Origin of the sequence: Thermobacillus composti KWC4 (assembly GCF_000227705.2) — a bacterium.
Taxonomy (GTDB): Bacteria; Bacillota; Bacilli; order Paenibacillales; family Paenibacillaceae; genus Thermobacillus; species Thermobacillus xylanilyticus.
On the sequence record NC_019897.1, the window covers coordinates 207,671 to 231,801 of the forward strand.

Annotated in this window: 20 protein-coding genes and 1 pseudogene; 13 read left to right on the forward strand and 8 right to left on the reverse strand. The window is 58.7% G+C overall.

Annotated elements, in window-relative coordinates; translation table 11 throughout:
* The first annotated feature begins 30 nt into the window (after positions 1-30).
* The 10 genes and pseudogenes from argH (at position 31) to THECO_RS00955 (ending at position 13,574) form a co-directional block, all read left to right on the forward strand.
* Entirely contained in the window at positions 31-1,443 is a 1,413-nt protein-coding gene (gene argH / locus THECO_RS00910) for an argininosuccinate lyase (RefSeq protein WP_015253200.1), read from the forward strand.
* Between the two features lie 409 nt (positions 1,444-1,852).
* Positions 1,853-2,539 (forward strand): cell division ATP-binding protein FtsE, encoded by a 687-nt coding sequence (gene ftsE / locus THECO_RS00915; protein WP_015253202.1) that lies wholly within the window; start codon positions 1,853-1,855, stop codon positions 2,537-2,539.
* The gene (ftsX, locus tag THECO_RS00920; RefSeq protein ID WP_015253203.1) at positions 2,529-3,446 is read left to right on the forward strand and encodes a permease-like cell division protein FtsX; all 918 of its coding nucleotides are present in this window, start codon (positions 2,529-2,531) and stop codon (positions 3,444-3,446) included. The genes ftsE and ftsX overlap by 11 nt, the downstream gene beginning before the upstream one ends.
* A gap of 212 nt (positions 3,447-3,658) precedes the next feature.
* Positions 3,659-4,582 (forward strand): annotated as a pseudogene (locus THECO_RS22785) (murein hydrolase activator EnvC family protein); the annotation flags it as partial.
* Between the two features lie 234 nt (positions 4,583-4,816).
* Positions 4,817-6,358, forward strand: coding sequence for a S41 family peptidase (locus tag THECO_RS00930; RefSeq protein WP_015253205.1), 1,542 nt, complete (start codon positions 4,817-4,819; stop codon positions 6,356-6,358).
* A 6-nt stretch (positions 6,359-6,364) separates the two neighbouring features.
* Complete coding sequence (locus THECO_RS00935; protein ID WP_015253206.1) at positions 6,365-7,807, forward strand: PDZ domain-containing protein; 1,443 nt, start codon at positions 6,365-6,367, stop codon at positions 7,805-7,807.
* Positions 7,808-7,956: 149 nt separating this feature from the next.
* Positions 7,957-8,097, forward strand: coding sequence for a hypothetical protein (locus tag THECO_RS21505; protein WP_157373491.1), 141 nt, complete (start codon positions 7,957-7,959; stop codon positions 8,095-8,097).
* Positions 8,098-8,434: 337 nt separating this feature from the next.
* The gene (locus THECO_RS00945) at positions 8,435-9,697 is read left to right on the forward strand and encodes an IS91 family transposase (protein ID WP_083883009.1); all 1,263 of its coding nucleotides are present in this window, start codon (positions 8,435-8,437) and stop codon (positions 9,695-9,697) included.
* A gap of 508 nt (positions 9,698-10,205) precedes the next feature.
* Positions 10,206-12,203, forward strand: a complete 1,998-nt coding sequence (gene uvrB / locus THECO_RS00950) for an excinuclease ABC subunit UvrB (protein ID WP_041854042.1) — start codon at positions 10,206-10,208, stop codon at positions 12,201-12,203.
* Between the two features lie 252 nt (positions 12,204-12,455).
* Positions 12,456-13,574 (forward strand): hypothetical protein, encoded by a 1,119-nt coding sequence (locus tag THECO_RS00955; RefSeq protein ID WP_015253210.1) that lies wholly within the window; start codon positions 12,456-12,458, stop codon positions 13,572-13,574.
* Between the two features lie 45 nt (positions 13,575-13,619).
* Here the strand turns inward: THECO_RS00955 and THECO_RS00960 are convergent, their stop codons facing one another.
* The 4 genes from THECO_RS00960 to THECO_RS22635 form a co-directional block, all read right to left on the reverse strand.
* Complete coding sequence (locus THECO_RS00960) at positions 13,620-14,366, reverse strand: hypothetical protein (protein WP_157373492.1); 747 nt, start codon at positions 14,364-14,366, stop codon at positions 13,620-13,622.
* 379 nt (positions 14,367-14,745) lie between these two features.
* The gene (locus THECO_RS00965; RefSeq protein ID WP_015253213.1) at positions 14,746-15,066 is read right to left on the reverse strand and encodes a helix-turn-helix domain-containing protein; all 321 of its coding nucleotides are present in this window, start codon (positions 15,064-15,066) and stop codon (positions 14,746-14,748) included.
* The gene (locus THECO_RS20860; RefSeq protein WP_015253214.1) at positions 15,063-15,236 is read right to left on the reverse strand and encodes a YvrJ family protein; all 174 of its coding nucleotides are present in this window, start codon (positions 15,234-15,236) and stop codon (positions 15,063-15,065) included. The genes THECO_RS00965 and THECO_RS20860 overlap by 4 nt, the downstream gene beginning before the upstream one ends.
* Before the next feature lie 37 nt (positions 15,237-15,273).
* Positions 15,274-15,750 carry a sigma-70 family RNA polymerase sigma factor gene (locus THECO_RS22635; RefSeq protein WP_041853735.1) on the reverse strand — a complete coding sequence of 159 codons (477 nt, stop codon included), beginning with the start codon at positions 15,748-15,750 and terminating at the stop codon, positions 15,274-15,276.
* Positions 15,751-16,398: 648 nt separating this feature from the next.
* Between THECO_RS22635 and uvrA the strand changes: the two genes are divergently transcribed.
* A complete protein-coding gene (gene uvrA, locus THECO_RS00980; protein ID WP_015253216.1) occupies positions 16,399-19,278 on the forward strand; it encodes an excinuclease ABC subunit UvrA in 2,880 nt (959 codons plus the stop codon).
* Between the two features lie 47 nt (positions 19,279-19,325).
* Here uvrA and THECO_RS21425 read toward each other — a convergent pair whose 3' ends face one another.
* On the reverse strand, positions 19,326-19,655 hold the full coding sequence (locus THECO_RS21425; RefSeq protein ID WP_015253217.1) for a hypothetical protein: 330 nt from the start codon (positions 19,653-19,655) through the stop codon (positions 19,326-19,328).
* Between the two features lie 71 nt (positions 19,656-19,726).
* Between THECO_RS21425 and THECO_RS00990 the strand changes: the two genes are divergently transcribed.
* Positions 19,727-20,152: an HPP family protein gene (locus THECO_RS00990; protein ID WP_015253218.1), complete on the forward strand. Its 426-nt coding sequence runs from the start codon at positions 19,727-19,729 to the stop codon at positions 20,150-20,152.
* Between the two features lie 54 nt (positions 20,153-20,206).
* Here THECO_RS00990 and THECO_RS20310 read toward each other — a convergent pair whose 3' ends face one another.
* Positions 20,207-21,553, reverse strand: coding sequence for an SEC-C metal-binding domain-containing protein (locus THECO_RS20310; RefSeq protein WP_015253219.1), 1,347 nt, complete (start codon positions 21,551-21,553; stop codon positions 20,207-20,209).
* Between the two features lie 232 nt (positions 21,554-21,785).
* On the opposite strand from THECO_RS20310, the gene THECO_RS01000 reads away from it, so the two are divergent.
* Positions 21,786-22,001, forward strand: coding sequence for a hypothetical protein (locus tag THECO_RS01000; protein ID WP_015253220.1), 216 nt, complete (start codon positions 21,786-21,788; stop codon positions 21,999-22,001).
* 79 nt (positions 22,002-22,080) lie between these two features.
* Here THECO_RS01000 and THECO_RS01005 read toward each other — a convergent pair whose 3' ends face one another.
* Together THECO_RS01005 and THECO_RS01010 are read right to left on the reverse strand one after the other, a co-directional pair.
* The gene (locus THECO_RS01005; protein ID WP_015253221.1) at positions 22,081-22,986 is read right to left on the reverse strand and encodes a Gfo/Idh/MocA family protein; all 906 of its coding nucleotides are present in this window, start codon (positions 22,984-22,986) and stop codon (positions 22,081-22,083) included.
* Positions 22,977-23,945, reverse strand: a complete 969-nt coding sequence (locus tag THECO_RS01010; RefSeq protein WP_015253222.1) for a sugar phosphate isomerase/epimerase family protein — start codon at positions 23,943-23,945, stop codon at positions 22,977-22,979. The genes THECO_RS01005 and THECO_RS01010 overlap by 10 nt, the downstream gene beginning before the upstream one ends.
* Positions 23,946-24,131 lie beyond the last annotated feature (186 nt).

The following is a 24,131-nucleotide window of genomic DNA, read 5'->3' on the forward strand; positions in this document are numbered from 1 at the left end:
CCCGCAAGGGGAGCATGAGGAGTGTCAGTCGTGAGCAAATTGTGGGGCGGCCGGTTCACGAAGCAGACGGACCGGCTGGTGGAAGAGTACACGGCGTCGATCACGTTCGACAAGGAGTTGGCCGAGGAGGACATCGAAGGCAGCCTTGCCCACGCGGCGATGCTCGGCCGGCAGGGCATCATTCCCGCGGAAGACGCCGAGGCGATCCGCGAGGGGCTGCTCAAGGTGCGCGACCGGATCCGCAAGGGCGAGATCGAATTCTCGATTTCGGATGAAGACATCCACATGAACATCGAGAAGCATCTCATCGAAGAGATCGGACCGACCGGCGGGAAACTGCATACCGGCCGCAGCCGGAACGACCAGGTGGCGACCGACATGCACCTGTATCTCCGCCGCCGGGTCGTCGAGATTGTCGAATTGCTGCACAAGCTGCAGTCGGCGCTGATTGATCAGGCGAAAGCGAACACGGATACGATCGTGCCGGGCTACACCCATCTGCAGCGGGCGCAGCCGATCCTGTTCGCCCATCATCTGATGGCGTACGTGTCCATGTTCGGCCGCGACGCGGAGCGGCTGATGGACAGCTACAAGCGGATCAACGTGCTGCCGCTCGGCGCGGGCGCGCTCGCCGGAACGACGTTCCCGATCGACCGCCACTTCGTTGCCGAGCAGCTCGGGTTTGACCGGGTCTACGAGAACAGCCTCGACGCGGTCAGCGACCGCGATTTCATTGTGGAGTTTCTGGCCCATGCCTCCCTCATCATGATGCATCTGTCGCGGCTCAGCGAAGAGCTGATTCTCTGGTCGAGCACGGAGTTCCGGTTCATCGAGCTCGACGACGCGTTCTGCACGGGCAGCAGCATCATGCCGCAGAAGAAGAATCCGGACGTGCCGGAGCTGGTGCGCGGCAAGACCGGCCGCGTCTACGGCCATCTGATCGGCCTCCTGACCGTGCTGAAGTCGCAGCCGCTGGCGTACAACAAGGACATGCAGGAAGACAAGGAAGGCATGTTCGACACGGTGCGCACGCTGCAAGGCGCGCTGCAGCTGTTCGCGCAGATGATCGCGACGATGACGGTGAACAAGGACCGGATGCGCGAAGCGGTCAATCAGGACTTCTCCAACGCGACGGATATCGCCGATTTCCTCGTCGGCAAGGGCATGCCGTTCCGCCAGGCGCATGAAGTGATCGGCAAGACCGTGCTGTATTGCATTCGGAACGGCAAATACTTGCTCGACCTGACGCTGGACGAGTTCAGGCAATTCTCGGAGCTGTTCGACGAGCGCATCTATGAGGTGCTGAAGCCGGAGTCGGTCGTGAACGCCCGCGACGTCTACGGCGGAACCGCGAAGCCGCAGGTGATCGCCGCCATCGCCCGCGCCGAGCAGGAGCTCGAGCGGACCGCCGCCTGGGTGGCCGCGCACGGCGAAAGCGAATAACCGGATCCCAACTCCCCTGCCCCAACGGCATTCCGATGATCGGATGCCCGTGATACCGTTTGGCGGCGGGGATTTTTTTTGCAATCAGCGCATGCCGTAAAGCTGGGACAGCCCCCAGACAACCGTGACGAGGAGCAGCAGGCCGAGCGCCGCAGTCAACCAGAAGTGCAGTTTTCGCATTCCGGATCACCTCGCGCAAGGGTCATCCTCCATGTTTATGCGCTTCCCGCCGGTTTCATAACGTTTTTCACGCGGCAGATGTCGACAGCGAATGCCGCCGAATTGCCTCCGCTCCCGGCGCCGCCTCCCGAAAATTAGAAATCTTAAATTTGGAATTTGGCGCAAATTTAAAGGAATTCCGCCGTTTCTGTCGAAATGAACTTTTTAGCCATCTACAGGAAGTGATACTGTGATCGAAATGCAGGACGTCTGGAAGACCTATCCCGACGGCAGCCATGCGCTCCGCGGCGTCTCTGTCCTCATCGAACGCAACGAATTCGTCTACCTTGTCGGACCTTCCGGCGCCGGCAAATCGACGTTCATGAAGCTGATCTACCGCGAGGAAGTGCCGACCAAAGGCCAGATCTCGGTGAACGGCTTCAATATAGGGAAACTGAAACCGCGAAAAATTCCATACATCCGGCGCAACATCGGCGTCGTGTTCCAGGATTTCCGTCTCCTGCCCAAAATGACGGTGTACGAGAACGTCGCCTTCGCGATGGAAGTCATCGAAGCGCCGAAGCGGATCATCCGCAAGCGGGTAATGGAAGTGCTCGAGCTCGTCGGACTGAAGGGGAAGGCGAACAGCCTGCCCGCCCAGCTTTCCGGCGGCGAACAGCAGCGCGTCGCGATTGCGCGGGCGATCGTGAACAACCCCGCGGTCATCGTGGCGGACGAGCCCACCGGCAATCTCGACCCCGAGACGTCGTGGGGGATCATGAACCTGCTGGAAGAAATCAACTTCCGGGGCGCGACGATCGTCATGGCGACGCACAACAAGGAAATCGTCAATACGCTCCGCAAACGCGTCATCGCGATTGAGAACGGCGTCATTGTGCGAGACGAGCCCAGAGGGGAGTACGGATATGAGATTTAGCACACTCCTCCGGCATCTGCGCGAAGGCGCGCTCAGCCTCGCCCGCAACGGATGGATGTCGTTCGCATCCGTCAGTTCGATCGCGATCTCGCTGTTCATCCTCGGGGTGTTTTTGCTGCTGTCGCTCAACGTGAACAATCTGACGAAGCAGATCGAGAACCAGGTGCAGATCCGGGTTTTTCTGGACCTTGACATCAGCCAGGCGAAGATCGAGGCGATCGGACGGTCGATCGGCGCCCTGTCGGAAGTCAGCCGGATCCGGTTCGTGCCGAAGGCGGAAGGTCTCGAAATGCTCCGGAAGAATCTGGGCGAAGACGGCCGGGACATCCTCGAAGATTACGACGATACGAACAATCCGCTGCCGGATACGTACACGGTTGAAGTGGTCGATCCGGAACGGATCGCCGAAGTCGCAGCCAAGATCAAAGCGATCGGCGACGCCGATCCGGAGCAGCCGATCCGGAGCGTCCGGTACGGTCAGGGTACCGTCGAACTGCTGTTCCGCGTCACGAACGCCGTGCGCAACATCGGACTCATCATCGTCCTCGGCCTGGCGTTTACGGCGACGCTGCTCATATCCAACACGATCCGGCTCACGATTTTCGCCCGCAGGCGGGAGATCGGCATCATGAAACTCGTCGGCGCCACCAACAGCTTCATCCGCTGGCCGTTCTTCATCGAAGGCGCGCTCATCGGCTTCATCGGTTCCGCCGTGACGACGGCCTTGCTGCTTGCGGCCTACAACTGGCTCGTCCAGTCGATGCAGGTGGAGTTCGGACTGATGATGATCCGGCTCGTCACCGTCCGGGAATCCGGTCTGCTGGTCGGCGGGGCGCTGATCGGGCTCGGAACCGCAATCGGCATCTTGGGCAGTTCGCTTTCCATTCGCAAGTATCTGAAAGTGTAGGTGAAACCCGCGTGAAGCGATCGTTCGCATTTCTCATCTGTCTGCTGCTGGCCTTCGCCGTCTCCCAGCCGCATCGCACCGAAGCGGCGAGCGAACTGGAGAAGATCCGCAGCGAGATCAAGAAGCTGCAACAGAAGATGAACGATGTCGATGCGAACCTCAAGAAAGTGCAGCAGGACAAGCAGAACGTGCTCAATCAGAAAGAAGTGACGATGGAGCAGATCAACGAGCTTTCCGCCCATATCCATTCGCTCGAAGAAGAGTTGAAGCTTGTGGACGGACGGATCGCCGAGTCGGAAGAATCGCTGCTCCAGGCGGGCCAGGAGCTGGAAGACACCAAGGCGCGCATCGAGGAGCGCGGCGAACTGCTGGACGCCCGCGTCCGTCTGATGTACACGAACGGGTTCGTTTCCTACCTGGATGTGCTCCTCAGCGCGACGAGCTTCTCCGATTTCCTGGACCGGTTCGATTCGCTGCAATCGATCCTGGCGCAGGACAAGGCGATTCTGGAAGCCCACAAGGCGGACAAGGAATTGATCGAGCAGAAGAAGGCGCAGATCGAAGCGGAGCTGGCAGGACTCCAGGAGCTTTACAGCAAGAAGGAAGATTATTACAATTTACTTGTTGACAAAGAAAAAGAAAAAGAAGTCATGATTCTCCAATACAACCGGAAGATCGAAGCGCTGGACCAGCGGGCCGAAGAGCTTGAAGAGATCTCCGAAGAGCAGGAGAAACAGCTCATGGAGCTCGCCCGCAAGGAGAAAGCCGCGATCGAAGCCGAGAAGAAGAAGAAAAACACCGTTTACTATACCGGCGGCAAACTGGGCATGCCGATCAAGGATTACAAGTACGTCAGCTCGAAATTCGGTCCGCGCACGCATCCGGTTACCGGCCAGAAGGGCAAGCAGCACAACGGCATCGATTTCGCGGCGGCCTCCGGCACGGACATCTTTGCGGCCGAATCGGGCACGGTCATTGTCGCGCAGTCGATGAGCGGCTACGGCAACACCGTCATCATCGACCACGGCAACGGCCTGTGGACGCTGTACGGCCATATCCGCAAAGGCGGCATCAAGGTCAAAGCCGGAGAAGTCGTCAAGAAAGGCCAGAAGATTGCGGAAGTCGGAAGCACCGGCGTTTCCACCGGTCCGCATCTCCATTTCGAGGTGCGGCTGAACGAGAAACCTGTCGACCCTGAAAATTACCTGCGCTGACGGCGTCCGCCGCGCGTGGGGCCTCGGACCGCCACCCGAAGCGATCCCGCGGAGGATGGCGGTTTTTCTCCTCCCCTGGGGACGGCGGCAACCGCATGGCCGGCGCGGGCCGCAATTTCGATGGGAATATGGCGGCTGAATTTGGAGGGACGATTCATGCTGTTTCGTGGCCGTACGGTGACCGCCATGGTGCTCCTCACGGCGCTCGCGTCCGTGCTCGTTACATTGACGGCCGCGGAGCGGTGGCTGCTCGCCGGATCGGGCGCGGAGACGCCGGCCGGAGCGGCGCCTTCGGAGATCGAAGGGCTGACCGAGCGCGAGTCCGCCCGACTGAATGAAGTGTTGGATCTGATTGAACGGAAATATTTCCTCCCGGTCGACCGGGAGAAACTGCTGGACGGCGCGATCCGCGGCATGATCAACATGCTGGACGATCCGTATTCGGCTTATCTGAACAAGGACGAGGCGGAACAACTGGCGGACTCGATTGAAGGCACGTTCTCGGGCATCGGCGCGCGACTGCAGGTCCGGGGCGGCAAGGTGATCGTCGAATCGGCCTTGCGGAATTCGCCGGCCGAGCGGGCGGGGCTTCATCCGCAGGACGTCATCCTGTCGGTCAACGGTCATTCGCTCCTCGGCGTCGATCTGAACGAGGCGGTCCGCCTGATCCGCGGACCGAAGGGTACGAAAGCGAAACTTGTCGTACAGCGCGAAGGGGTCAGCGATCCGTTCCAGCTCATTCTCGTAAGGGACGAGATCGATCTGGAATCGGTCTTCTCGCGGCTCACGCCCGACGGCATCGGCATCATCGAACTCCGGCAGTTCGCGCTCAATTCGCTGGATAAATTCAAGGCAGCGCTCGAGGAGCTTGAAGCGGGCGGCATGAAGGCGCTCGTCATCGACGTGCGGAACAATCCCGGCGGTCCCCTTCCGGCCGTCGTGTCGATCGCGCAGCTCTTCATTCCGAAGGGCGAGCCGGTCGTGCAGGTCGAAAGCCGGGAAGACGGGCGCGAAGTGACGGTGTCGCAGGGTTCGAAGAAGCCGTACCCGGTCGCGGTGCTCATCAACCGGGGAAGCGCGAGCGCGGCCGAGGTGCTGGCTGCGGCGCTGCAGGAGTCGGCGGATGCGCTGCTGATCGGCGAGAGGACGTTCGGCAAAGGCACGGTGCAGGTCAGCTATGAGAGCGAAGTCGACGAAGGCAGCCAGGTCAAGCTGACGATCGCAAAATGGCTGACGCCGTCCGGGGAGTGGGTGCACGACAAGGGCGTCCTGCCGGACATCACCGTCGAACAGCCGGAATATTTCAAGGTGGCGCGGCTGTCCAGGGAACGGTCGCTCGTCCGGGACATGACCGCGGAAGATGTGAAGAGCCTGCAAATCATGCTGAAGGCGCTCGGTTACGCTCCGGGCAGGACGGACGGCTATTTCGACGCGGCGACCGAAAAAGCGCTGAAGGATTTTCAGCGCAATGAAGGCCTCCCCGTGACCGGCCGGACGGACGAAGCGACGGCGGATCAACTGGAACAGCGGATGCGGGACATGATTGCCGATCCCGCGAACGACCGGCAGCTGAACCGGGCGCTGGATGCGCTGCGCGTGCGGATCGGCCTGGCGCCGGCAGACGGCGGAACGGCGGAAGCGGAATCGGTGTCCGGCATTCAGGCGCCGGCAGACAAGACCCGGACGGAAGAGGAGTGAATGCCGATGGAATGGGGGCTGGAATGGCTGGAACAGGCGGGATCCGGAATCGCCGCTGCGCTGATCCAGCCGTTCGGATACGTCGCCGTGCTGCTGGTCTTGCTGCTTGCGCTCAGGCAGATCCGCGCGGAGCGCAGGCTGTTCCATGCGCGGCTGACGGCCTGGCCGGGCCGGCTGCTCGCGGCGCTGCCGGCGGGACTAGCCGTCGGCGTCCTGGTCTCGGCCGCCGTCCTGTTCCTCGGTGTTGATCTGAACGCGGATGCCGTGATCTGGCTGTGGTGCGTGTCGCTGCTGCTCGGGCTGGTGCGGCTGCGCTTCGCGGCGGCCGCTTACGGCGCGGGCCTTATTGCCTTCTTGCAGTGGCTCTCCGGCTGGTTCGACTGGTCCGGATCGCCTGAACTGATCAAGCGGCTCGCGGCGTCGCTCGCATCGTTCGATGCGGCCGGCCTGCTGCTGATCGCCGGTCTGCTGCTGCCGGCGGAAGCCCTGCTGCTCTGGCGGTCTAGCCGCCGCCTGGCCGGCCCGGTCATCGTGGACGGCAAGCGCGGCCGCCCGATCGGCGGATGGCGGATCGACGCCGTCTGGCCGGTGCCGCTGCTCCTGCTCGTGCCGGCCGCCGGAACGTCCGCCGGCGCCGCGGAACTGCCGTGGACGCCGCTGTTCTGGAGCCTGGGCGAACCGCAGGGCTGGACGCTGCTCGGCCTGCCGGTCGTCATCGGCTCCGTCTGGCGGACGACGTCGCTGCTGCCGGCGGCGAAGACTGTGCGGGCAGCGAAGGTGCTCCTCTGGACCGGGCTGATCGCCGCTGTTGCGGGGGCGGCGGCCGCCCAATGGGAACTGTTGCTGCCGGCCGCCGCGGCGGCCGTGCCGGCGCTGCGCGAGATCGCATCCTTCATCGAGCGGAGCAGGGAAGCGGCGGCAAGCCCGCTGTACGCCCACGAAGGGAACGGGCTGCGGGTGCTCGCGGTGCTGCCCGGATCGTCGGGGGCGCAGCTCGGCATCGAGCCCGGCGAGATCGTGAGCAAGGTGAACGGCACCGCCGTCCGCACGCCGGAGGAGCTGTACGACGGATTGCTGGCCAATCCGGCGTTCTGCAAGATCGAGCTGCTCAACCACGAGGGCCATGTCCGCTTTGTGCAGCGCGCGCGCTACGAGAATGAACACCATCAGCTCGGCCTCGTGCTGGCGCCGTTCGAAGACGCCGCCTACACCGTGAGCGGCGCGCCGCGGTCGTTGATCGGGCTGCTGCCGTGGAGCCGTCCTTTCCGCCGGCGGGGCGGATCGGCGCCCGAGGGAAGCGAAGCGTACATGGCCGCGGCCGCCGGGCAGACGGCTCCCGAACCGGCGCCGGCGGGTGCTGACGGCGGCGCGCCTGATAAGGGCCGTGCCGCGAATGATGCGGGCAAGGACGCGCCCGATGCGGGCACAGCTACGCAAGCAAAAAATTGATGCAATTGTCTACGATGCTTGTCCACACCTCCTTCTCGAACGGTCATATATTGCAAGCAGTCCGAACGGAAAGAGGTGATGCAAAGTGGCAACCGGCAATCTGCGACTCGCGCCAGGGCCCGTACCGCGTCTTCCGCGGCAGCCAGTCGGTGGCGGCCCTGCGGACGCTTGGCTTCAACAACCAGACGTCCTCGCTCATCCTCGTCGGCCGCAGGCTGTCGGATCAGGAGATCCGGCGCATTCAGGCATCGCGCAGCGCGCCCGGCGGTATCGTGACCATTCGGCAATGATGACGGAAAGACCGCCCGAAGTTGAAGACCGTCCGGCAGCACCGGACCGGACCGGTCAGGGGCATCGCGATTTTTTCCGGCGAAGGCCGGACAGGCCGACCGGCCGCCGGACTTTCTCACCAAGCCGTCCCCGCGTCCAGTCATGGCGGGGGCGGATTTTTTTAAAGATAAGACTTTATAAGTTTCACGCTTATAACCGGCTTATCTTTCACCGCAAAACGGACGCGCCCGCCCGGGAGGACGGCGCCAGCCGTTTTTGCTTGACATTATAGAATTTATAAGTTTTGGGGTGGAGGCAGGTCTTCCGCCTTATTTCTGTTTTTGGTAAGGTTAGGATATGGAGACGAACATCTTGAAACGCATCTTTTTTGATGAGCGAGGGCACTGGGATCGGTTTGTGGCAAAACATGGCGGCAAGCTGCGTGCCAATGTACGGAAGGAAGTAGAGAAGTTCCGTCGATGCGGGGATCCCCGAAACGGATTTAAGCTGCTGGTATGTGAAGGATGTCATGACCTGCGGCTTGTTCCGTATCGCTGTAAAGGAAGATTCTGTACGACCTGTTCATGCGGAGAAACAGAGGAATGGGCACGTCTACTGGAACAAGATGTATTCCAAGTCAACCATCGTCATGTCGTCTTCACGATTGACGAAGGATTGCGGGAAATCTTTCTGCTTCATCGGGCAAAATTGCTCAAAGAATTTATGGATGAAGCGGTGCGCTTAGTCAAAGAACATTTTGAGAAGAAACATAAGGTAACTCCCGGAATCATAGCCGGATTGCATACGTTTGGGGCACGGCTTAACTTCAATCCTCATGTCCATATGCTAGTAACCATGGGAGGGATGAAGAAGAACGGCGAGTGGAAAACATACGACTTTATTCCGTTCGAGATGTTGCGTAAACAATGGCAGACGGTTGTGTTGAAGCTGATTCGCCGAAAGTTAAGCGAACAAGAGAAAAGGCAAGTGCAGTCCCGTTTGCAAAAAGCCTACTCCGAAAATGGAGAAGGCTTCTATGTGCATGCTCCGAAACAGAAAGGGAACGTCAAGCGGCAACTCGGATATATCGGGCGATACATGAGAAGACCGGCGGTAGCGGTTAGCCGGATCGAAGCGTATGACGGAGAAAGGGTGACCTTTCGTTACCGGGATAAGAATGACGGGGAAGAGAAGACGGAGACGATTTCGGTGGAAGAATTTATTGGCAGACTGATCCGGCATATTCCGGATGAAAACTTTAAGACGATCCGTTACTATGGGGTTTACTCGCGGCGGATCAAGAGCTTGTGCAAGAAGTTAGTCAGTGAGTGGCAAAAAGCTGCGAGAAGATGGATCGTCAAGGCAAAGAGGATATTAAAACGCAGAACGTGGAGTGAACGGGTCAAGGAGCAGACGGGGAAGCCGCCGTGTTGCCCAAAATGCGAAAGTTATTATGAATACAAGGGAGAAGCCTGCCTTGAAGAAGGGAAGTTGAAGGTGAAGTACGCGGTGTGCTCCACCTCAAAGGCATGCCTGGAAAGGATGATTCGGGATGTCGCCGGTGTCGAAGAAACGAAAGGAAGCGAAGAAAAGGAAAAAGCCGCAAAGCGGGCTGCATAGCAAAGCGAAAGTAACCTACATCTGTCTTCAATGTCATACAGCAGAAGAGATTCCGCTGAATGTCGTTCGGAATTTCGATGCGATGGATGATGGAGATCCGACAGTACCTCCGCAATTCCGTTGCGAAGAATGTGGAGGAGGCATGTACCCAGAATATTACAAAGGAATTCATGGTTACGAGTACAGGATAAGCGATGTAAGAAAATAAGCCGGGTGTAGATTGTTCCCTACAGCCGGCTATTTTGCACGTATGAACTAAATCGCACGAACTAAAGGACGCCGTCAGGCGTTTTTCTTAGTCTGCATTTCCGGAATTGCGCGGCGTGTGGAGAACGGGTATAATCGAATGGGAACATTTATTCTCATTCGGCTGGCGACAGAGGAAAGGATTGGACCATCCGGCGTCTGCAAGCCCGCCGCATGGGGCATACCGATAATGGCGGACGGCCCGGAGCGACGGATTCGCCCGCCGGAAGCGGGCAGCCGGAAGGAGAGGGAAGCAAGACCGATGCGAGAATCGATTACCGTCCTGGACAAACCGTTCGAGCTTGTCTCCGATTACAAGCCTCAGGGTGATCAGCCCGAAGCGATCGCGAAGCTGGTGGAGGGCGTCCGGCAAGGCAAGAAGCACCAGACGCTGCTCGGCGCGACGGGCACGGGCAAGACCTTCACGATCGCCAATGTGATCAAGGAACTGAACCGCCCGACGCTCGTCATCGCCCACAACAAGACGCTGGCGGCGCAGCTTTGCAGCGAGTTCCAGGAATTTTTCCCGAACAACGCGGTTTCCTACTTCGTCAGTTATTACGATTATTATCAGCCGGAAGCCTATATTCCGCAGACGGATACCTATATCGAGAAAGATTCCAGCATCAACGACGAGATCGACAAGCTGCGGCACTCCGCGACCAGCTCGCTGTTCGAGCGGCGCGACGTCATCATCGTGGCGAGCGTGTCGTGCATCTACGGCCTCGGTTCGCCGGACGAGTACCGCGACCTCGTCCTGTCGCTGCGCGTCGGCATGGAGAAGCCGCGCAACGCCATCCTGCGCAAGCTGGTCGACATCCAGTACCAGCGGAACGATCTCAACTTCGTGCGCGGCACGTTCCGCGTGCGGGGCGACACGATCGAGATCTTCCCGGCGGGCAGCCATGAGCGGGCGATCCGGGTCGAGATGTTCGGCGACGAGATCGAACGGATCACCGAGATCGATACCTTGACGGGCGAGATCATCGGGGAGCGGAACCACGTTGCCATTTTCCCGGCTTCCCACTTCGTCACGCATGAAGAGAAGATGAAGATCGCCCTGAAAAATATCGAGCGCGAACTGGAGGAGCGGCTGGAGGAGCTCCGGTCGCAAGGCAAGCTGCTCGAGGCGCAGCGTCTGGAGCAGCGGACGCGCTACGACCTCGAAATGATGGCGGAGATGGGCTTCTGCTCCGGCATCGAGAACTATTCGGGGCCGCTGACGTTCCGCGAGCGCGGCTCGACGCCGTACACGCTGCTCGACTATTTCCCGGACGACTTCCTGATCGTCGTCGACGAGTCGCACGTGACGCTGCCGCAGATCCGCGCGATGTACAACGGCGACCGGGCGCGCAAGGAAGTGCTCGTCGAGCACGGTTTCCGGCTGCCGTCCGCGCTGGACAACCGGCCGCTCAAGTTCGAAGAGTTCGAGGCGAAGGCGAACCAGCTCATCTACGTATCCGCGACGCCCGGACCGTATGAGCTGGAGCATTGCCCGGAAGTGGTCGAACAGATCATCCGGCCGACGGGCCTCGTCGACCCGGTCGTCGAAGTGCGCCCGACGAAGGGGCAGATCGACGATCTGCTCGGCGAGATCCGCGAACGGATCGCGAAGGACGAGCGCGTGCTCGTGACGACGCTGACGAAGAAGATGGCGGAAGATCTGACCGACTATCTGAAGGAAGTCGGCATCAAGGTCCGCTACCTCCACTCGGACATCAAGACGCTCGAGCGGATGGCGATTCTGCGGGATCTGCGCCTCGGCACGTTCCACGTGCTCGTCGGCATCAACCTGCTGCGCGAAGGTCTCGACCTGCCGGAAGTGTCGCTTGTCGCCATTCTGGACGCGGACAAGGAAGGGTTCCTCCGCTCCGAGACGTCGCTCATCCAGACGATCGGCCGGGCGGCGCGCAATGCCGAAGGCCGGGTCATCATGTACGCCGACACGATCACGGATTCGATGAGCCGGGCGATCCGCGAGACGGAGCGCCGCCGGTCGATCCAGATCGCGTTCAACGAGAAGCACGGCATCGTGCCGCAGACGATCCGCAAGAAGGTGCACGACGTCATCGAGGCGGTGAAAGTCGCCGAATCGAAGGCGGAGTACGGCACGGATGCCTATGGCAAGATGTCCAAGAAAGAAAAGCAGAAACTGATTCAGCGGCTGGAAGCCGAGATGAAGGAAGCGGCGAAAAACTTGCAGTTCGAGCGTGCGGCCGAACTGCGCGACGCGCTGCTTGAATTGAAGGCTGAAGTCTAGAGTTGCAGGGGTGATAAGCGGGCGGAACCCTGCGTTGGGATGATCTCGCGGCCGTTCGTCACAGCGTCTGATTGCCAGCGTTGGCAATCAGACGCTGTTTTCTTTTCGTTCCCAACATCCCTCCCCCGACGAAGTCCCTCGACCTGCGATCGGCTGCCGATCCGCGGACTCGTCACCCAAATCCGGTCAACTCAACTTCTGTATCCCGTTGATCGTCTAGTTAAGGTGAAAAAATAAGGTGGTGGAGGGAAAATGTGGAGATCAGGCAGACAAATAGGATTTCTATTGCTCATTATTGTTCTGGTGTTATCGGGATGCCAACGCGCAGCTGTACAGGACGATATGGCACAAAACGGCGGTAATATCGCAACCGACGAAGTCAGTCCATCCGGAGAGAACGGCTTGCCGACAGAGGCCGGATCGCAAGCGGAGGCGGAACAGGCAAATACGACGGAGACGGATGGGACAGACGTGCCAGACAGGGATCTCCCTTCCGAAGAGCCAGCCGTTGAGCCGCGCAAGGAACCGGTTCGCATCCCTGTCTTAATTTATCAATTGACGGACGACATCTTGCAACTGCCGGTTTCTTCGATTCCGTATTATGACAAGGGCAAGATCAGGTTTCTGTCGGAGGAGGACATCAGGGCGTCCGGGAAACGTCGAACCGGACATCAGACCGGAATCGATGATGTGATGGCTCTGACGTCCAATCTCACGGGACGGGAGGACGCGGAACTGGATTGGACCGCCAGCGTCGAAGGTGAACGGCAAACGTCGGAAGGGCTGATCATGAAGGAGACGGCGGAACGGCGTTATGAACTGTTCGTACCCGACGTCGGAAGGTATGAGATCGAACTGGAAGCCCCGCCCGGCCACGAGGTGTTGTATATTTCCAAAATCACGTGGCATCCCAACCGAGCCGCCGGAACGGAGGGGCAAGTCCAATCCGCCGATTTGCGCGCCGCAAGGTCAATCGTGTTTTATGAGCTGCCGGAGGACGTTTTCCAACGCCCGAGAACTTCCATTCCCTATTATAACGACGGAACGATCGAATATTTGCCGGAGTATGTCTTCGAGCAATACGAAGAAGGCCATCAGCCCTGGCTTGGTACGGGAATCGATGTGGCGACCGTGATGACATCCAATCTTGCCGGGCAAGAGAATCCTTATCTTGAACTGAGTGAAACATTGCCCGGCTTCCATTTCAAGCAATCGACGCCAAGCGGGATCGTCATTCAGGCCTTGACGAACGAATTCATTCAACTAAAGGTGCCGGAGATCGGAACTTACGACATTGAGATGACAGTTCTTGGGGATCTTTCGTTTTTGATGATTTCGAATATTACACTTCATTTGAACGAATATTCATAGGGATGAGGAAAGAGGGCAGATATTCTCCGCCCTCTCCCACCCATATCAGGCGAAACGCCACTGAGCGTTCGGAATGGTGCCGGTAGCACCCAAAGCGTTCCGCATGTTTTTGGAAATGTCGATGATGGCACCGTTGATTACCGTCGTATCCTTACAATTGGAATCGTTTGGCTTGCAAACTTCGCATCGTTTCTTTCCTTTGTAGGTGATTGCCCTGGGCGTTGTTCCGGTGTTCCAGTAAGGGTCTGTGCCGCACCAGTTTGCGTCGAAGAGCGGGCCGACATCCCACACTTTCCCGGTAGCTGTCTTTCCGGTGTTTGGATTGTACATTTTTACCGATTTGGCGCAAACATTGTAAGCAGGCAATGCAACGTAATTGGAAGGCAGCGATCCGTGTTGCCCAACGCAGTATGACTTGTTGGATCCTTCAAACCAGGATGCATCGCCCTTGAACCAGACACCGACTTCCACCGTGGTGGTGAGACCATTGGCTTGAATCGTAATTTTCCTCGACGGATCCTGATTGAATACGGACGTAATGATCATGTCGGTGGATTCTCTGATGACCCCTTCCCGGAACGTGACGGTGCCAATCTGATACCCCAACAGCGAGGAAGAAGAGTTGGCATAGACGGGCACGGTGGCATTGAAACTTTTCACCGGTCCACCTGCCGTATTCACCAGGTATCCGCTCGAAATCCTGAACGGCTCCCGTGCAATCACGCTGCCCGAATAAACGTCTTCGCCCGGAGCGTTTTTGGCGATAGAGAAGTACAGCACGTATTCCGCCATTTTCTGGCTCATCCTTTCTGGAAAGATTCGGGTTCCGTTGTTTGCTGGTTCAGCAGTTCCTGGAGGATGCGGGCCTGATCCTGAAGCTTCGCATATTCCTCAACCGGGATCTCAATACTGTTTGGTACCTTTTGCTCCTGACAACCGCACATTCTTGCTCCCACCTTGTCCAAAACTTCTTGAGGAATTCCAGGCCTGGTTGCTTTCCTCGCTTATACAAAGTGAAATCGATTCTGATTTGCACAACGTCAGTGGAGGGGTGGAAGAAGAAAATTGGCCGTGAAATGAATCGGAGGATACAGAGGAGCTATGCGGGATAGTGAAAAAACAGGGCGGCTTCAGCACAAATCGCCGCATGCCGCCCTTTCAAGCTCATGTATTAGAAATCTAACTGTTCCTCCTTCCATTCGACAAGATTGCGGAAATCATTCTTGAATCCGGAAAAATCCAATTGAGCGTGATTTGACGAAATCAGCTCTATGAATTGTGCAAAACCGGGAATTGAATTCATATCGTAATTTTTGACGGCAACGATCACCTTCTCCGCCAAATACTGCTGCAAATCGTTTCGTTCGTTCGGGGACGCGCGACGGCACGCCTTCTGAATGAAGGGTTCTACAAGGTGAAGAATTTCTTTCATCGCTTCCTTGTCTCCCGCTTTCGCTTTCTGCACCAAGGTGAACAAATCATGCCCGATCATTTTTTTTTTCCCACCTCGCTTCGAATGACCTGGATCAAATCCATAATGGTGTTATTCAAAGATTCGATTTTCTTCTCAAACCGGAGTAAAAGAAATCCGGTAATTACGATAGGAAAGCCAAAATTGGAAATAGATGTAGTGATCAATGAAATAATAGACGATTCCTCCATTACCGCTCACCCCCTTGAGTGATATCCCGTCTTCCATTCACTTCGCGCCGAGCAAGGAACTTCTCATTTTTTTGAGGGCTGTATGTCGGGTTTTCGTAATGGCTTGCTGTGACACTTTCAGCAGCGTGGAAATCTCCGTATCCATAATGCATGCCGAATAAGAAAGCGTTATCACAACTCTTTGCTTATATGTGAGTTTTGAAAAGATGGCATACAATTCGGGATTCTCGAGCCTCGATTGAAAGTGATTGGGATCAAATGTCGGGTCGTCCACGTCAGCCTGTCGGGCCAAACTCAACAGATAATCACCAAAGCATTGGGCCTCGTCCTCTCCGACAGGCGCATCGAATGTCAGCGGGTATCGTTGCTCGTATTTTCGCCGCTTTCTGTGGTAATCGATATTTGCATATTTAATGAGGGAGAAAAGATACTTCTTAAACCGGAAACAAAACAGAAATTTACGAAAAGCGAGATCCAGTTCATCTTCCAACTCCGGTGACGGATTGCATATCAACCTTGAATAAATTTGGATGATTTAATTTGAACTCCAGAAAGCACCTTATTTCATTTGACAGAGAACAGTTGGCTGCACGCACGTCAGAACTCATGATGTACAACCCTCCTCCGTTTGGCTTTTGTAAATAAAAGTGTAATTGCAAATCAACAACACAACCTTGAGGGAATTTATTCTCTTGATGGCAAGTAAAGGGTTTCATTTACTACTTTCTACGATGAGATGAGAGGGCGATATTCATTGACCAGGCGGGTTGTGCAATAGAGGGCTTACTTCACTTTTATATATTGAAAGAAAATTTAAGAGGAGGGGAAAGAAAAGTGGCTCGCCCCAATACCTACATGGAACGAATATTGCAGATGAAGAAGGAGCTGTATGAACTCTCCAAACGATTGTCAGAATGTCATCCGGAGGACACGGAATTTTACGCAAGGATTGCAGAGCAATTTGCTGTATACATCCAGAACATTCAGAGTGAATGCCTGAAATCATCCGGTTCAACGGGCTGCTGTGCGATGGAACCTGCCCTGGAAAACCAATAATTGAACGTTTGCATGCCTGGCTGCCATTCGATATAATGGACGGGAACACACATTCGATTCTCAGGCGGGGCGCATCCCCGTCAACGTTGAAAGGGGCATCCGTCCGGTGGCCAATGACCGCATCATAATCAAGGGGGCGCGAGCCCACAATTTAAAAAATATCGACGTGGAAATTCCGCGCGACAAGTTCGTCGTCCTGACCGGACTCAGCGGCTCCGGGAAGTCGTCGCTTGCGTTCGATACGATCTATGCCGAGGGGCAACGGCGGTACGTCGAATCGCTGTCGGCCTACGCCCGGCAATTCCTCGGCCAGATGGAGAAGCCGGACGTCGACTCGATCGACGGCCTGTCGCCGGCCATCTCCATCGACCAGAAGACGACGAGCCGCAACCCGCGTTCGACCGTCGGCACGGTGACGGAGATTTACGACTATCTGCGCCTGCTGTACGCGCGCATCGGCAGGCCGCATTGTCCGGTGCACGGCATCCCGATCGCGGCCCAGACGGTCGAGCAGATGGTTGACCGGATTCTGGAATACCCGGAGAGGACGAGGCTGCAGATTCTGGCGCCGGTCGTCTCCGGGCGCAAGGGCGAGCATGCGAAGCTGCTCGCGGACATTCAGAAGCAGGGCTTCGTCCGCGTGCGGGTCAACGGCGAAATCCGCGATCTGAGCGAGAAGATCGAGCTCGAGAAGAACAAGAAGCACAGCATCGAGGTCGTCGTCGACCGGATCGTCGTGAAGGAAGACGTCGCGGCGCGGCTGGCGGACTCTCTGGAGACGGCGCTGAACCTGTCGGACGGCAAGGTCATCGTCGACGTCATCGGGCAGGAGGAGCTGCTGTTCAACGCGAAGCTGGCTTGTCCGGAGTGCGGATTCAGCATCGACGAGCTGTCGCCGCGGATGTTCTCGTTCAACAGTCCGTTCGGCGCCTGCCCCGAGTGCGACGGCCTCGGCGTGAAGATGATCGTCGACCCCGATCTGATCGTCAGCAACCCGCAGCTGACGATCGAAGAAGGGGCGTTCGAGGCTTGGGCGGGCAGCACGTCGAACTACTACCCGCAGTTTCTGCGCGCGGTGTGCGAACATTACGGCATTCCGACGAACGTGCCGGTGGCGGAGCTGACTCCCGAGCAGATGAAGAAGCTGCTCTACGGCACCGGCGGCGAGAAAGTCCGGTTCCGCTATGAAAATGACTTCGGCCATACGCGCGACGCGTACGTGCCGTTCGAGGGAATCGTGCACAACCTGGAGCGCCGCTACCGGGAGACCGCGTCCGACGGCATCCGGGAGTTCATCGAGCAGTTCATGAGCGCGAAGCCGTGCGGTACCTGCAAGGGCCACCGGCTGAAGAAGGAGAGCCTGGCCGTGACGGTCGGCGGGCGGAACATCGCGCACGTGACGTCGCTGTCGATCGGCGAGGCACAGAAGTTCTTCGCCGAACTCGAGCTGAACGAGAAAGAACGCACGATCGCACGCCTCATCCTGAAGGAGATCGACAGCCGGCTCGGCTTCCTTGCGGCGGTCGGGCTCGACTATCTGACGCTCAGCCGCGCGGCCGGCACGCTGTCCGGCGGCGAAGCGCAGCGCATCCGGCTGGCGACCCAGATCGGCTCCAGCCTGATGGGCGTCCTGTACATTCTCGACGAGCCGAGCATCGGTCTGCACCAGCGGGACAACGACCGGCTGATCCAGGCGCTGCGCAAGATGCGCGACCTCGGCAACACGCTGATCGTCGTCGAGCACGACGAAGACACGATGCTTGCGGCCGACTACATCATCGATATCGGACCGGGCGCCGGCATCCACGGCGGCCGCGTCGTCGCGCAGGGGACGCCCGAAGAAGTGATGAACAACCCGGATTCGCTGACGGGGCAGTACCTGAGCGGGAAGAAGTTCATCCCGGTGCCGGCGGTCCGGCGCCAGCCGGACGGACGCTGGCTCGAGGTCCGCGGCGCGAAGGAGAACAACCTGAAGAACCTGAACGTGAAGATCCCGATCGGCCTCTTTACGGCCGTCACCGGCGTCTCCGGCTCCGGCAAGTCGACGCTCGTGAACGAGATTCTGTACAAGGCGCTGGCGCGCGACCTGAACCGCGCGAAGACCCGCCCCGGCGAGCACAAGGAGATCCGCGGCCTCGAACATCTCGACAAGGTGATCGACATCGACCAGTCGCCGATCGGCCGGACGCCGCGCTCGAACCCGGCGACGTACACCGGCGTGTTCGACGACATCCGCGACGTATTCGCGAACACGAACGAAGCGAAGGTGCGGGGCTACAAGAAAGGCCGCTTCAGCTTCAACGTGAAGGGCGGCCGATGCGAGGCATGCAGCGGCGACGGCATCATCAAGATCGAGATGCATTTTCTCCCGGATGTCTATGTGCCGTGCGAAGTGTGCAAGGGGAAACGGTACAACCGCGAGACGCTTGAAGTGAAGTACAAGGGCAAGAACATCGCGGACGTGCTGGAGATGACCGTCGAAGACGCGGTCGAGTTTTTCCGCAACATCCCGAAGATTCACCGCAGACTGCAGACACTGCTCGATGTCGGCCTCGGGTACCTCAAGCTCGGGCAGCCTGCGACGACGCTGTCCGGCGGGGAAGCGCAGCGCGTGAAGCTCGCATCCGAACTGTACCGCCGCAGCAACGGCCGGACGCTCTACATTCTCGACGAGCCGACGACCGGCCTGCATGTGGACGACATCAGCCGTCTGCTGCAGGTGCTGCACCGGCTGGTCGATGCGGGGGACACCGTGCTCGTCATTGAGCACAACCTCGACGTCATCAAGACGGCCGATTACATCATCGACCTCGGTCCGGAAGGCGGCAGCGGCGGCGGTACGATCATCGCGGTCGGCACGCCCGAGGACGTGACGGCTTCGCCGAAATCCTATACCGGCCGCTACCTGAAGCCGATTCTCGAACGCGACCGGAAACGCACCGAAGCGCAGCAAGGCGTCGAGATCGCGGCAGCGAAAGCGAAGTAAACCCAATAGTCAGAAAGGCCAGCCTCATGCAGGCTGGCCTTCTTTCGTCACAAGCCCCGGGTGAGCCGGATGTACAGATCCAGTTCGCGCCGGAACCACTCGCCGTAACCCGATGCCGGATAAGCGGTCCACTCCGACAATCGCTCGGGGTGCTGCACCGCGATCCACAAAACGTCAGGGGACTCGGGATCCGGGTAGAACAGCAAATCTTTGTGTCTCGGTTCGTTCACCCCGGGCTCCGGCAGGACAGGGTTCTGAACGAGCCGCGCCCAGGTTCGGGAGTCCGCCGCGATGCCGTCTTCTTCGGCGGATTCGCTGGTTGACAGGAAAGGCCACTCGTCTTCATGGACGACTTCAGCCTTGTCTCCCGGTGCCATCGCATATCCCCGGATGACGAGCCAATAAAGTGATTGCAGGTGCTTGGTCAGCGCAAGGACGACGCTGAAGATTGTCCCACGCCCCAATCGGAGCGTTGGGCGGGTTTCTCGCGATCGCGATGCTGGCCTTGCTGACGAGTTGGACGTCGAATCCGTGGATCATGGCGCCGTTCGGCGCAAGCTGCGTGCTCGCCTTCGGCATCTGGGACGCGCCGTTCTCCCGGCCGCGCAACATCGTCGGCGGACAGCTGATCACGACGTTGTCCGGTATCGCATTGTTCCATCTTTTCGGGCAGAGTGTCTGGGTGATGGCTGCCGGCGTCGGCCTAGCGATCGGACTCATGATGCTGACGAAAACGACGCATCCGCCGGCCGGCGCCGACCCGCTCGTCGTCATCGCGGGCTGCAGAGGGTGGTCGTTTCTGCTTGCGCCGGTTCTGATCGGCTCGGTCCTGATCCTGGCCGCGGCCGTGCTCATCAACAATCCGGACCACTAAGAAATACCTGACGTCCTGGAACTGAAGCCGGGTATCCGTCGCGAAGAGCGGATATCAACGGGACTGAAGCTGGTCGTCAACCCAGGCGAGCAGCTCGGGCCGCTCGCGCCACAGATGCAGATGATCGCCGGCGTACGCGGCGGCTTCCGTGGTATCCCCGACCACGATTCTTTCCGGCATTTTGCGGGGAAGACGCTTCTTGCCGGTCAAAAAATCGGGAATATGCGGATTATAATGCACGGCTTGCCGGAACAGACGCTTGAGAGCCGGCGTTATACCGCGCATCCCGTATTCGGTCAGCAGGCGGTTATAGTTGAATTCGGCGGAAATGTCATCGGCGTAAGTCTGGTTCATCAGTTTGTCCGCCGCTCCGTACTCCTTCAATTCAAGGTATGCCAGAACCAGCAGGTAGCGCGCGCCCTGGTTGTCGTTCGGGTTCAGCTCGAGCAACTCTTTGTACTCGCGGATGGCTTCCCTGTGTCGGCCTGACTTATGCAGCGTGTGGGCAAAGCCGAATTTGGCGCGCATGAAAGGCCGGGTTTTGAGGATGCCCCAGAACAACCCCCTGTTTTCTCTGAAAAACTTTCGGCCCAGGTGCTTCTTTCCGGCTTCCATGCCTTTGCGGTAGTATTCCAACGCTTCTTCGGGGGAAGACGACTCTTCGGCCAGAATGTTCCAGGCATCCGCGCTGTCGGGATAGATTCGGAGAGCCTGGCGCGCCAAGTCGATTCTTTTGGTCGGCGAAGGTACGTCCCATGTGTAGTACAGCAGGATCTGCGCCAGTTCGGCAGGGTCATCCGATTCCCGTGCCAATTGTTCCAAGGCCTCGGGGGAATCCGCCAATTGTTTGAGATTCGGCGGCATGCCGACGGCCCGGGGCTGGCCGGGGGCTGCATTCTCCTGTTCGTACAGCGCTTCGGCGAACGCCTCGAGATCCTTGTACCGCCGGGAGATGGCCGACGCGGATACCTCGTATTTTTCGGCCAGGGAGGTCAAGGTGACGCCTTCGATGCCGAAAGCCTGCGCGGTGAAGTATTCCATCGCCCCCGCGATGACTCCGGCGGTGCGCAGGACGGGCTGAGCCGTACCGGTGTACAGGTTCAGCATGGTGACCGCCATCGCGATGTGGTCCCATTCGTATTCGCCGGCCATCCGGTTCGCCAGATAGCGGGCGATCATTTGATAGCGCACGTTGCCCCACTCCAGCTCATGCTCGATGAGACTGACCACGTCCTCGGCGGTGATCACGGGATCGGAGAAATCATCTTCGGGTTCATCCGCCGCGGGCTGTCCGGGAGCGATGCGGGTGACGTTTGCGGCCTGGTCCTTCTCCAGACAGCAGCGTTTGTACTTTTTGCCGCTGCCGCAGGGACACGGATCGTTACGGCCGACTTTTTTCACAGTCATAACCTCCCTGAGCCGGGTTGTCTTTCCGGTCGATATCTTGTCCCATTATATCAAAAAATGCGGGCGGGGACGTTATTTTGGGCATGCTAATGTCAGACTGCCATGCGGCGCGTGACAAAGTTGTTAACATTGCGAATTAAGGCTTGCAACCGGAGCCGTGACAGGCTAACATAGAACGGAGATAAGTGTTTACCCTGGGTTGACGATTCAGAAGGAGGTCCCCCCCATGTTGCTTCTTGCAGAAGAGACCGCATCCGCGAGCAGCTTCGACCCGTTCGATATCATGATGCTGCTGTTTACCGTTGTCATTGCCATCGGCCTCGTACGGCTGCTGATGGAACGTCCGCGCAAGAACTATTTTGCCATCGGTTTTGCGCTCGTGTCCCTCGCGGTCTTCCTGTTTATCGATTACGTCATGATTTTCGAGGTCTGGGCCGGTTAATCGGCCGACAGGTTTGCATGAGCACATACATAGAGCCTCCCGCTGACGGAAGCGGAGAGGCTCTTGTTTTTGTATCCGGTTATCCGTTCCGGCGGATCGCGTCGATGATCCACCGGAACAGGATGAGGTCCTGCTTCGCGTCCTCCGGCGTCGTCTTCGGCACGAGCCTGCGGGTCACCACGTCGTGGAACGTTTCGATCTCGACGGTGTACGGATCTTTGAACGTCGGCCGGGTCTCGGACACGGAGAAGGCGTCGCCGTCCGTCTCGTCGACCATCAGCACGGTCGGCAGGTGACGGATGTACGGGGTATTGTACTGCACTTTGACCGCTTTGGCGTCCGAGTACACTTCGAGATGCGCGTCGAAGCGGCCGATCCGGTGGATGCCCGTCTCGAAGGTCGCGTTGAAGCCGTCGAACTCGAACAGCGCGTGGATGAACGAACCGCCGTTCCATTGCGCGGCGGAGATGACGCGGTTCGGCATGCCGATCAGCTCGCGCATCGCCGACAGATCATGGCTGCTGAGCCCGTTCAGCAGCCGGTATGTGCTGACCAGATCGGCCGGGGCGTCGCCGATCGCCTCGGCAGCCTGCTGCGCCGCAAGCCGCTTCCGCTCGGCCATCGCTTCCTCCGGGATATCCGTCGGGCGGAAGACGCGGCTCGATTGGCCGATGAAATAGCCGTTCGGTCCGATCAGATCCCGGACGCGCGCGTAGCGGATCGGCCCCATGTTCCGAACCAGCTCGACCGCCTCGGTGAAGGCGGGCGCGTAGCGCCGCATGTAGCCGATCATCACCTGCGTGCCAGCCTCGTCCCGGGCGCGGATGATGGCGTCCGCGTCGGCGAGCGTCAGACACATCGGCTTCTCGAGCAGGACGTGCTTCTTGCGGCGCAGCGCGGCCAGCGTCGCGGCGGTGTGGTATTCGTCGCTGTTCAGCACGAATACGGCGTCGAGCGTCTGCAGAGACGGGCAGGTTATACCCACCACATCTCGCCCAGCGGTTCGCGGATCAGCACTTGCTGCAGATTTTGCACGGCTTTCGTGAATCCTTCTTCAACGGACATCAGACCGTCTTCGTGTTCGATGCTGACGACATAGTCGTAGCCGACCAGCCGGAGGGCGCTGATGATGTCGGCCCACGTCTTCAGATCGTGGCCGAAGCCGACGGTGCGGAACTGCCATGCGCGTTCGAGCATGTTCGTGTACGGCTGCATGTCGGTCAGGCCGTAGCGGTTGACGTTGATCGGATCAATCGACGTATCCTTCGCGTGGAAATGGTGAATCGCGCCGGCGCGGCCGAGAATATGTACGGCTTGCACCGGATCGATGCCTTGCCACCACATGTGGCTCGGGTCGAGGTTGGCGCCGATCGCTTCGCCGGCCGCTTCACGCAGACGGAGCAGCGTTGCCGGCGTATGGACGGAGAAGCCGCCGTGCAGCTCGAGCCCGATCTTGACGTTCCGTTCGGACGCATATTTCGCAATTTCGGTCCAGTACGGAATGACTTTGTTCTTCCATTGCCAATCGAGAATTTCCTGATAGTCGTTCGGCCACGGCGCGACCGGCCAGTTCGGATATTTCGCGTCTTCGCTGTCGCCGGGGCAGCCGGAGAACGTGTTGACGACCGGCACGCCGAGCTTCGATGCCAGGTCGATCGTCTCGCGGATGGTCTGGTCGTGTTCGCTTGAAATCGCTTTCTGGGGATGAAGCGGGTTGGCATGGCAGCTCAGCGCGCTGATGATCAGGCCGCGGGATTCGACCGCCTTCAGGAACGCCTTGCGCTTGCTCTCGTCGGCGAGCAGTTCCTTCCGGTTGCAATGCGCATCTCCCGGATAGCCGCCGGTGCCGATCTCGACCGCTTCCAGTCCCTTCGAGGCGACGTAGTCAAGCATTTCCTCGAACGGTTTCTGGCCGAAGAGCACAGTGAAAATGCCAAGTTTCATGGTTCGCGAACAGCCTCCTTCGATTCCCCGATCGGGAATGTCATCGCTTTCCCGTCCATTATATCATGCCCATTTTTCACATTGAACGGCGTGCGCTGCGAAATGCCAATTTTGGATAGCAACAGGCCAAACTTGCAGCGGAGCAGGACCTGACTTTACCGTCTTCCCCTCGTCATGCTATTGGAA

What these genes read in the sequence shown, in the direction of transcription:
- THECO_RS20860 (WP_015253214.1), bottom strand. Translation starts at nt 15,236, where the DNA reads ATGGAGGAATCGTCTATTATTTCATTGATCACTACATCTATTTCCAAT.
- uvrB (WP_041854042.1), top strand. Translation starts at nt 10,206, where the DNA reads ATGCGAGAATCGATTACCGTCCTGGACAAACCGTTCGAGCTTGTCTCC.
- ftsX (WP_015253203.1), top strand. Translation starts at nt 2,529, where the DNA reads ATGAGATTTAGCACACTCCTCCGGCATCTGCGCGAAGGCGCGCTCAGC.
- THECO_RS00930 (WP_015253205.1), top strand. Translation starts at nt 4,817, where the DNA reads ATGCTGTTTCGTGGCCGTACGGTGACCGCCATGGTGCTCCTCACGGCG.
- THECO_RS00965 (WP_015253213.1), bottom strand. Translation starts at nt 15,066, where the DNA reads ATGATCGGGCATGATTTGTTCACCTTGGTGCAGAAAGCGAAAGCGGGA.
- THECO_RS01010 (WP_015253222.1), bottom strand. Translation starts at nt 23,945, where the DNA reads ATGAAACTTGGCATTTTCACTGTGCTCTTCGGCCAGAAACCGTTCGAG.
- THECO_RS00945 (WP_083883009.1), top strand. Translation starts at nt 8,435, where the DNA reads ATGGAGACGAACATCTTGAAACGCATCTTTTTTGATGAGCGAGGGCAC.
- THECO_RS01000 (WP_015253220.1), top strand. Translation starts at nt 21,786, where the DNA reads ATGTTGCTTCTTGCAGAAGAGACCGCATCCGCGAGCAGCTTCGACCCG.
- THECO_RS00955 (WP_015253210.1), top strand. Translation starts at nt 12,456, where the DNA reads ATGTGGAGATCAGGCAGACAAATAGGATTTCTATTGCTCATTATTGTT.
- THECO_RS00960 (WP_157373492.1), bottom strand. Translation starts at nt 14,366, where the DNA reads ATGGCGGAATACGTGCTGTACTTCTCTATCGCCAAAAACGCTCCGGGC.
- THECO_RS21425 (WP_015253217.1), bottom strand. Translation starts at nt 19,655, where the DNA reads ATGGCACCGGGAGACAAGGCTGAAGTCGTCCATGAAGACGAGTGGCCT.
- THECO_RS00935 (WP_015253206.1), top strand. Translation starts at nt 6,365, where the DNA reads ATGGAATGGGGGCTGGAATGGCTGGAACAGGCGGGATCCGGAATCGCC.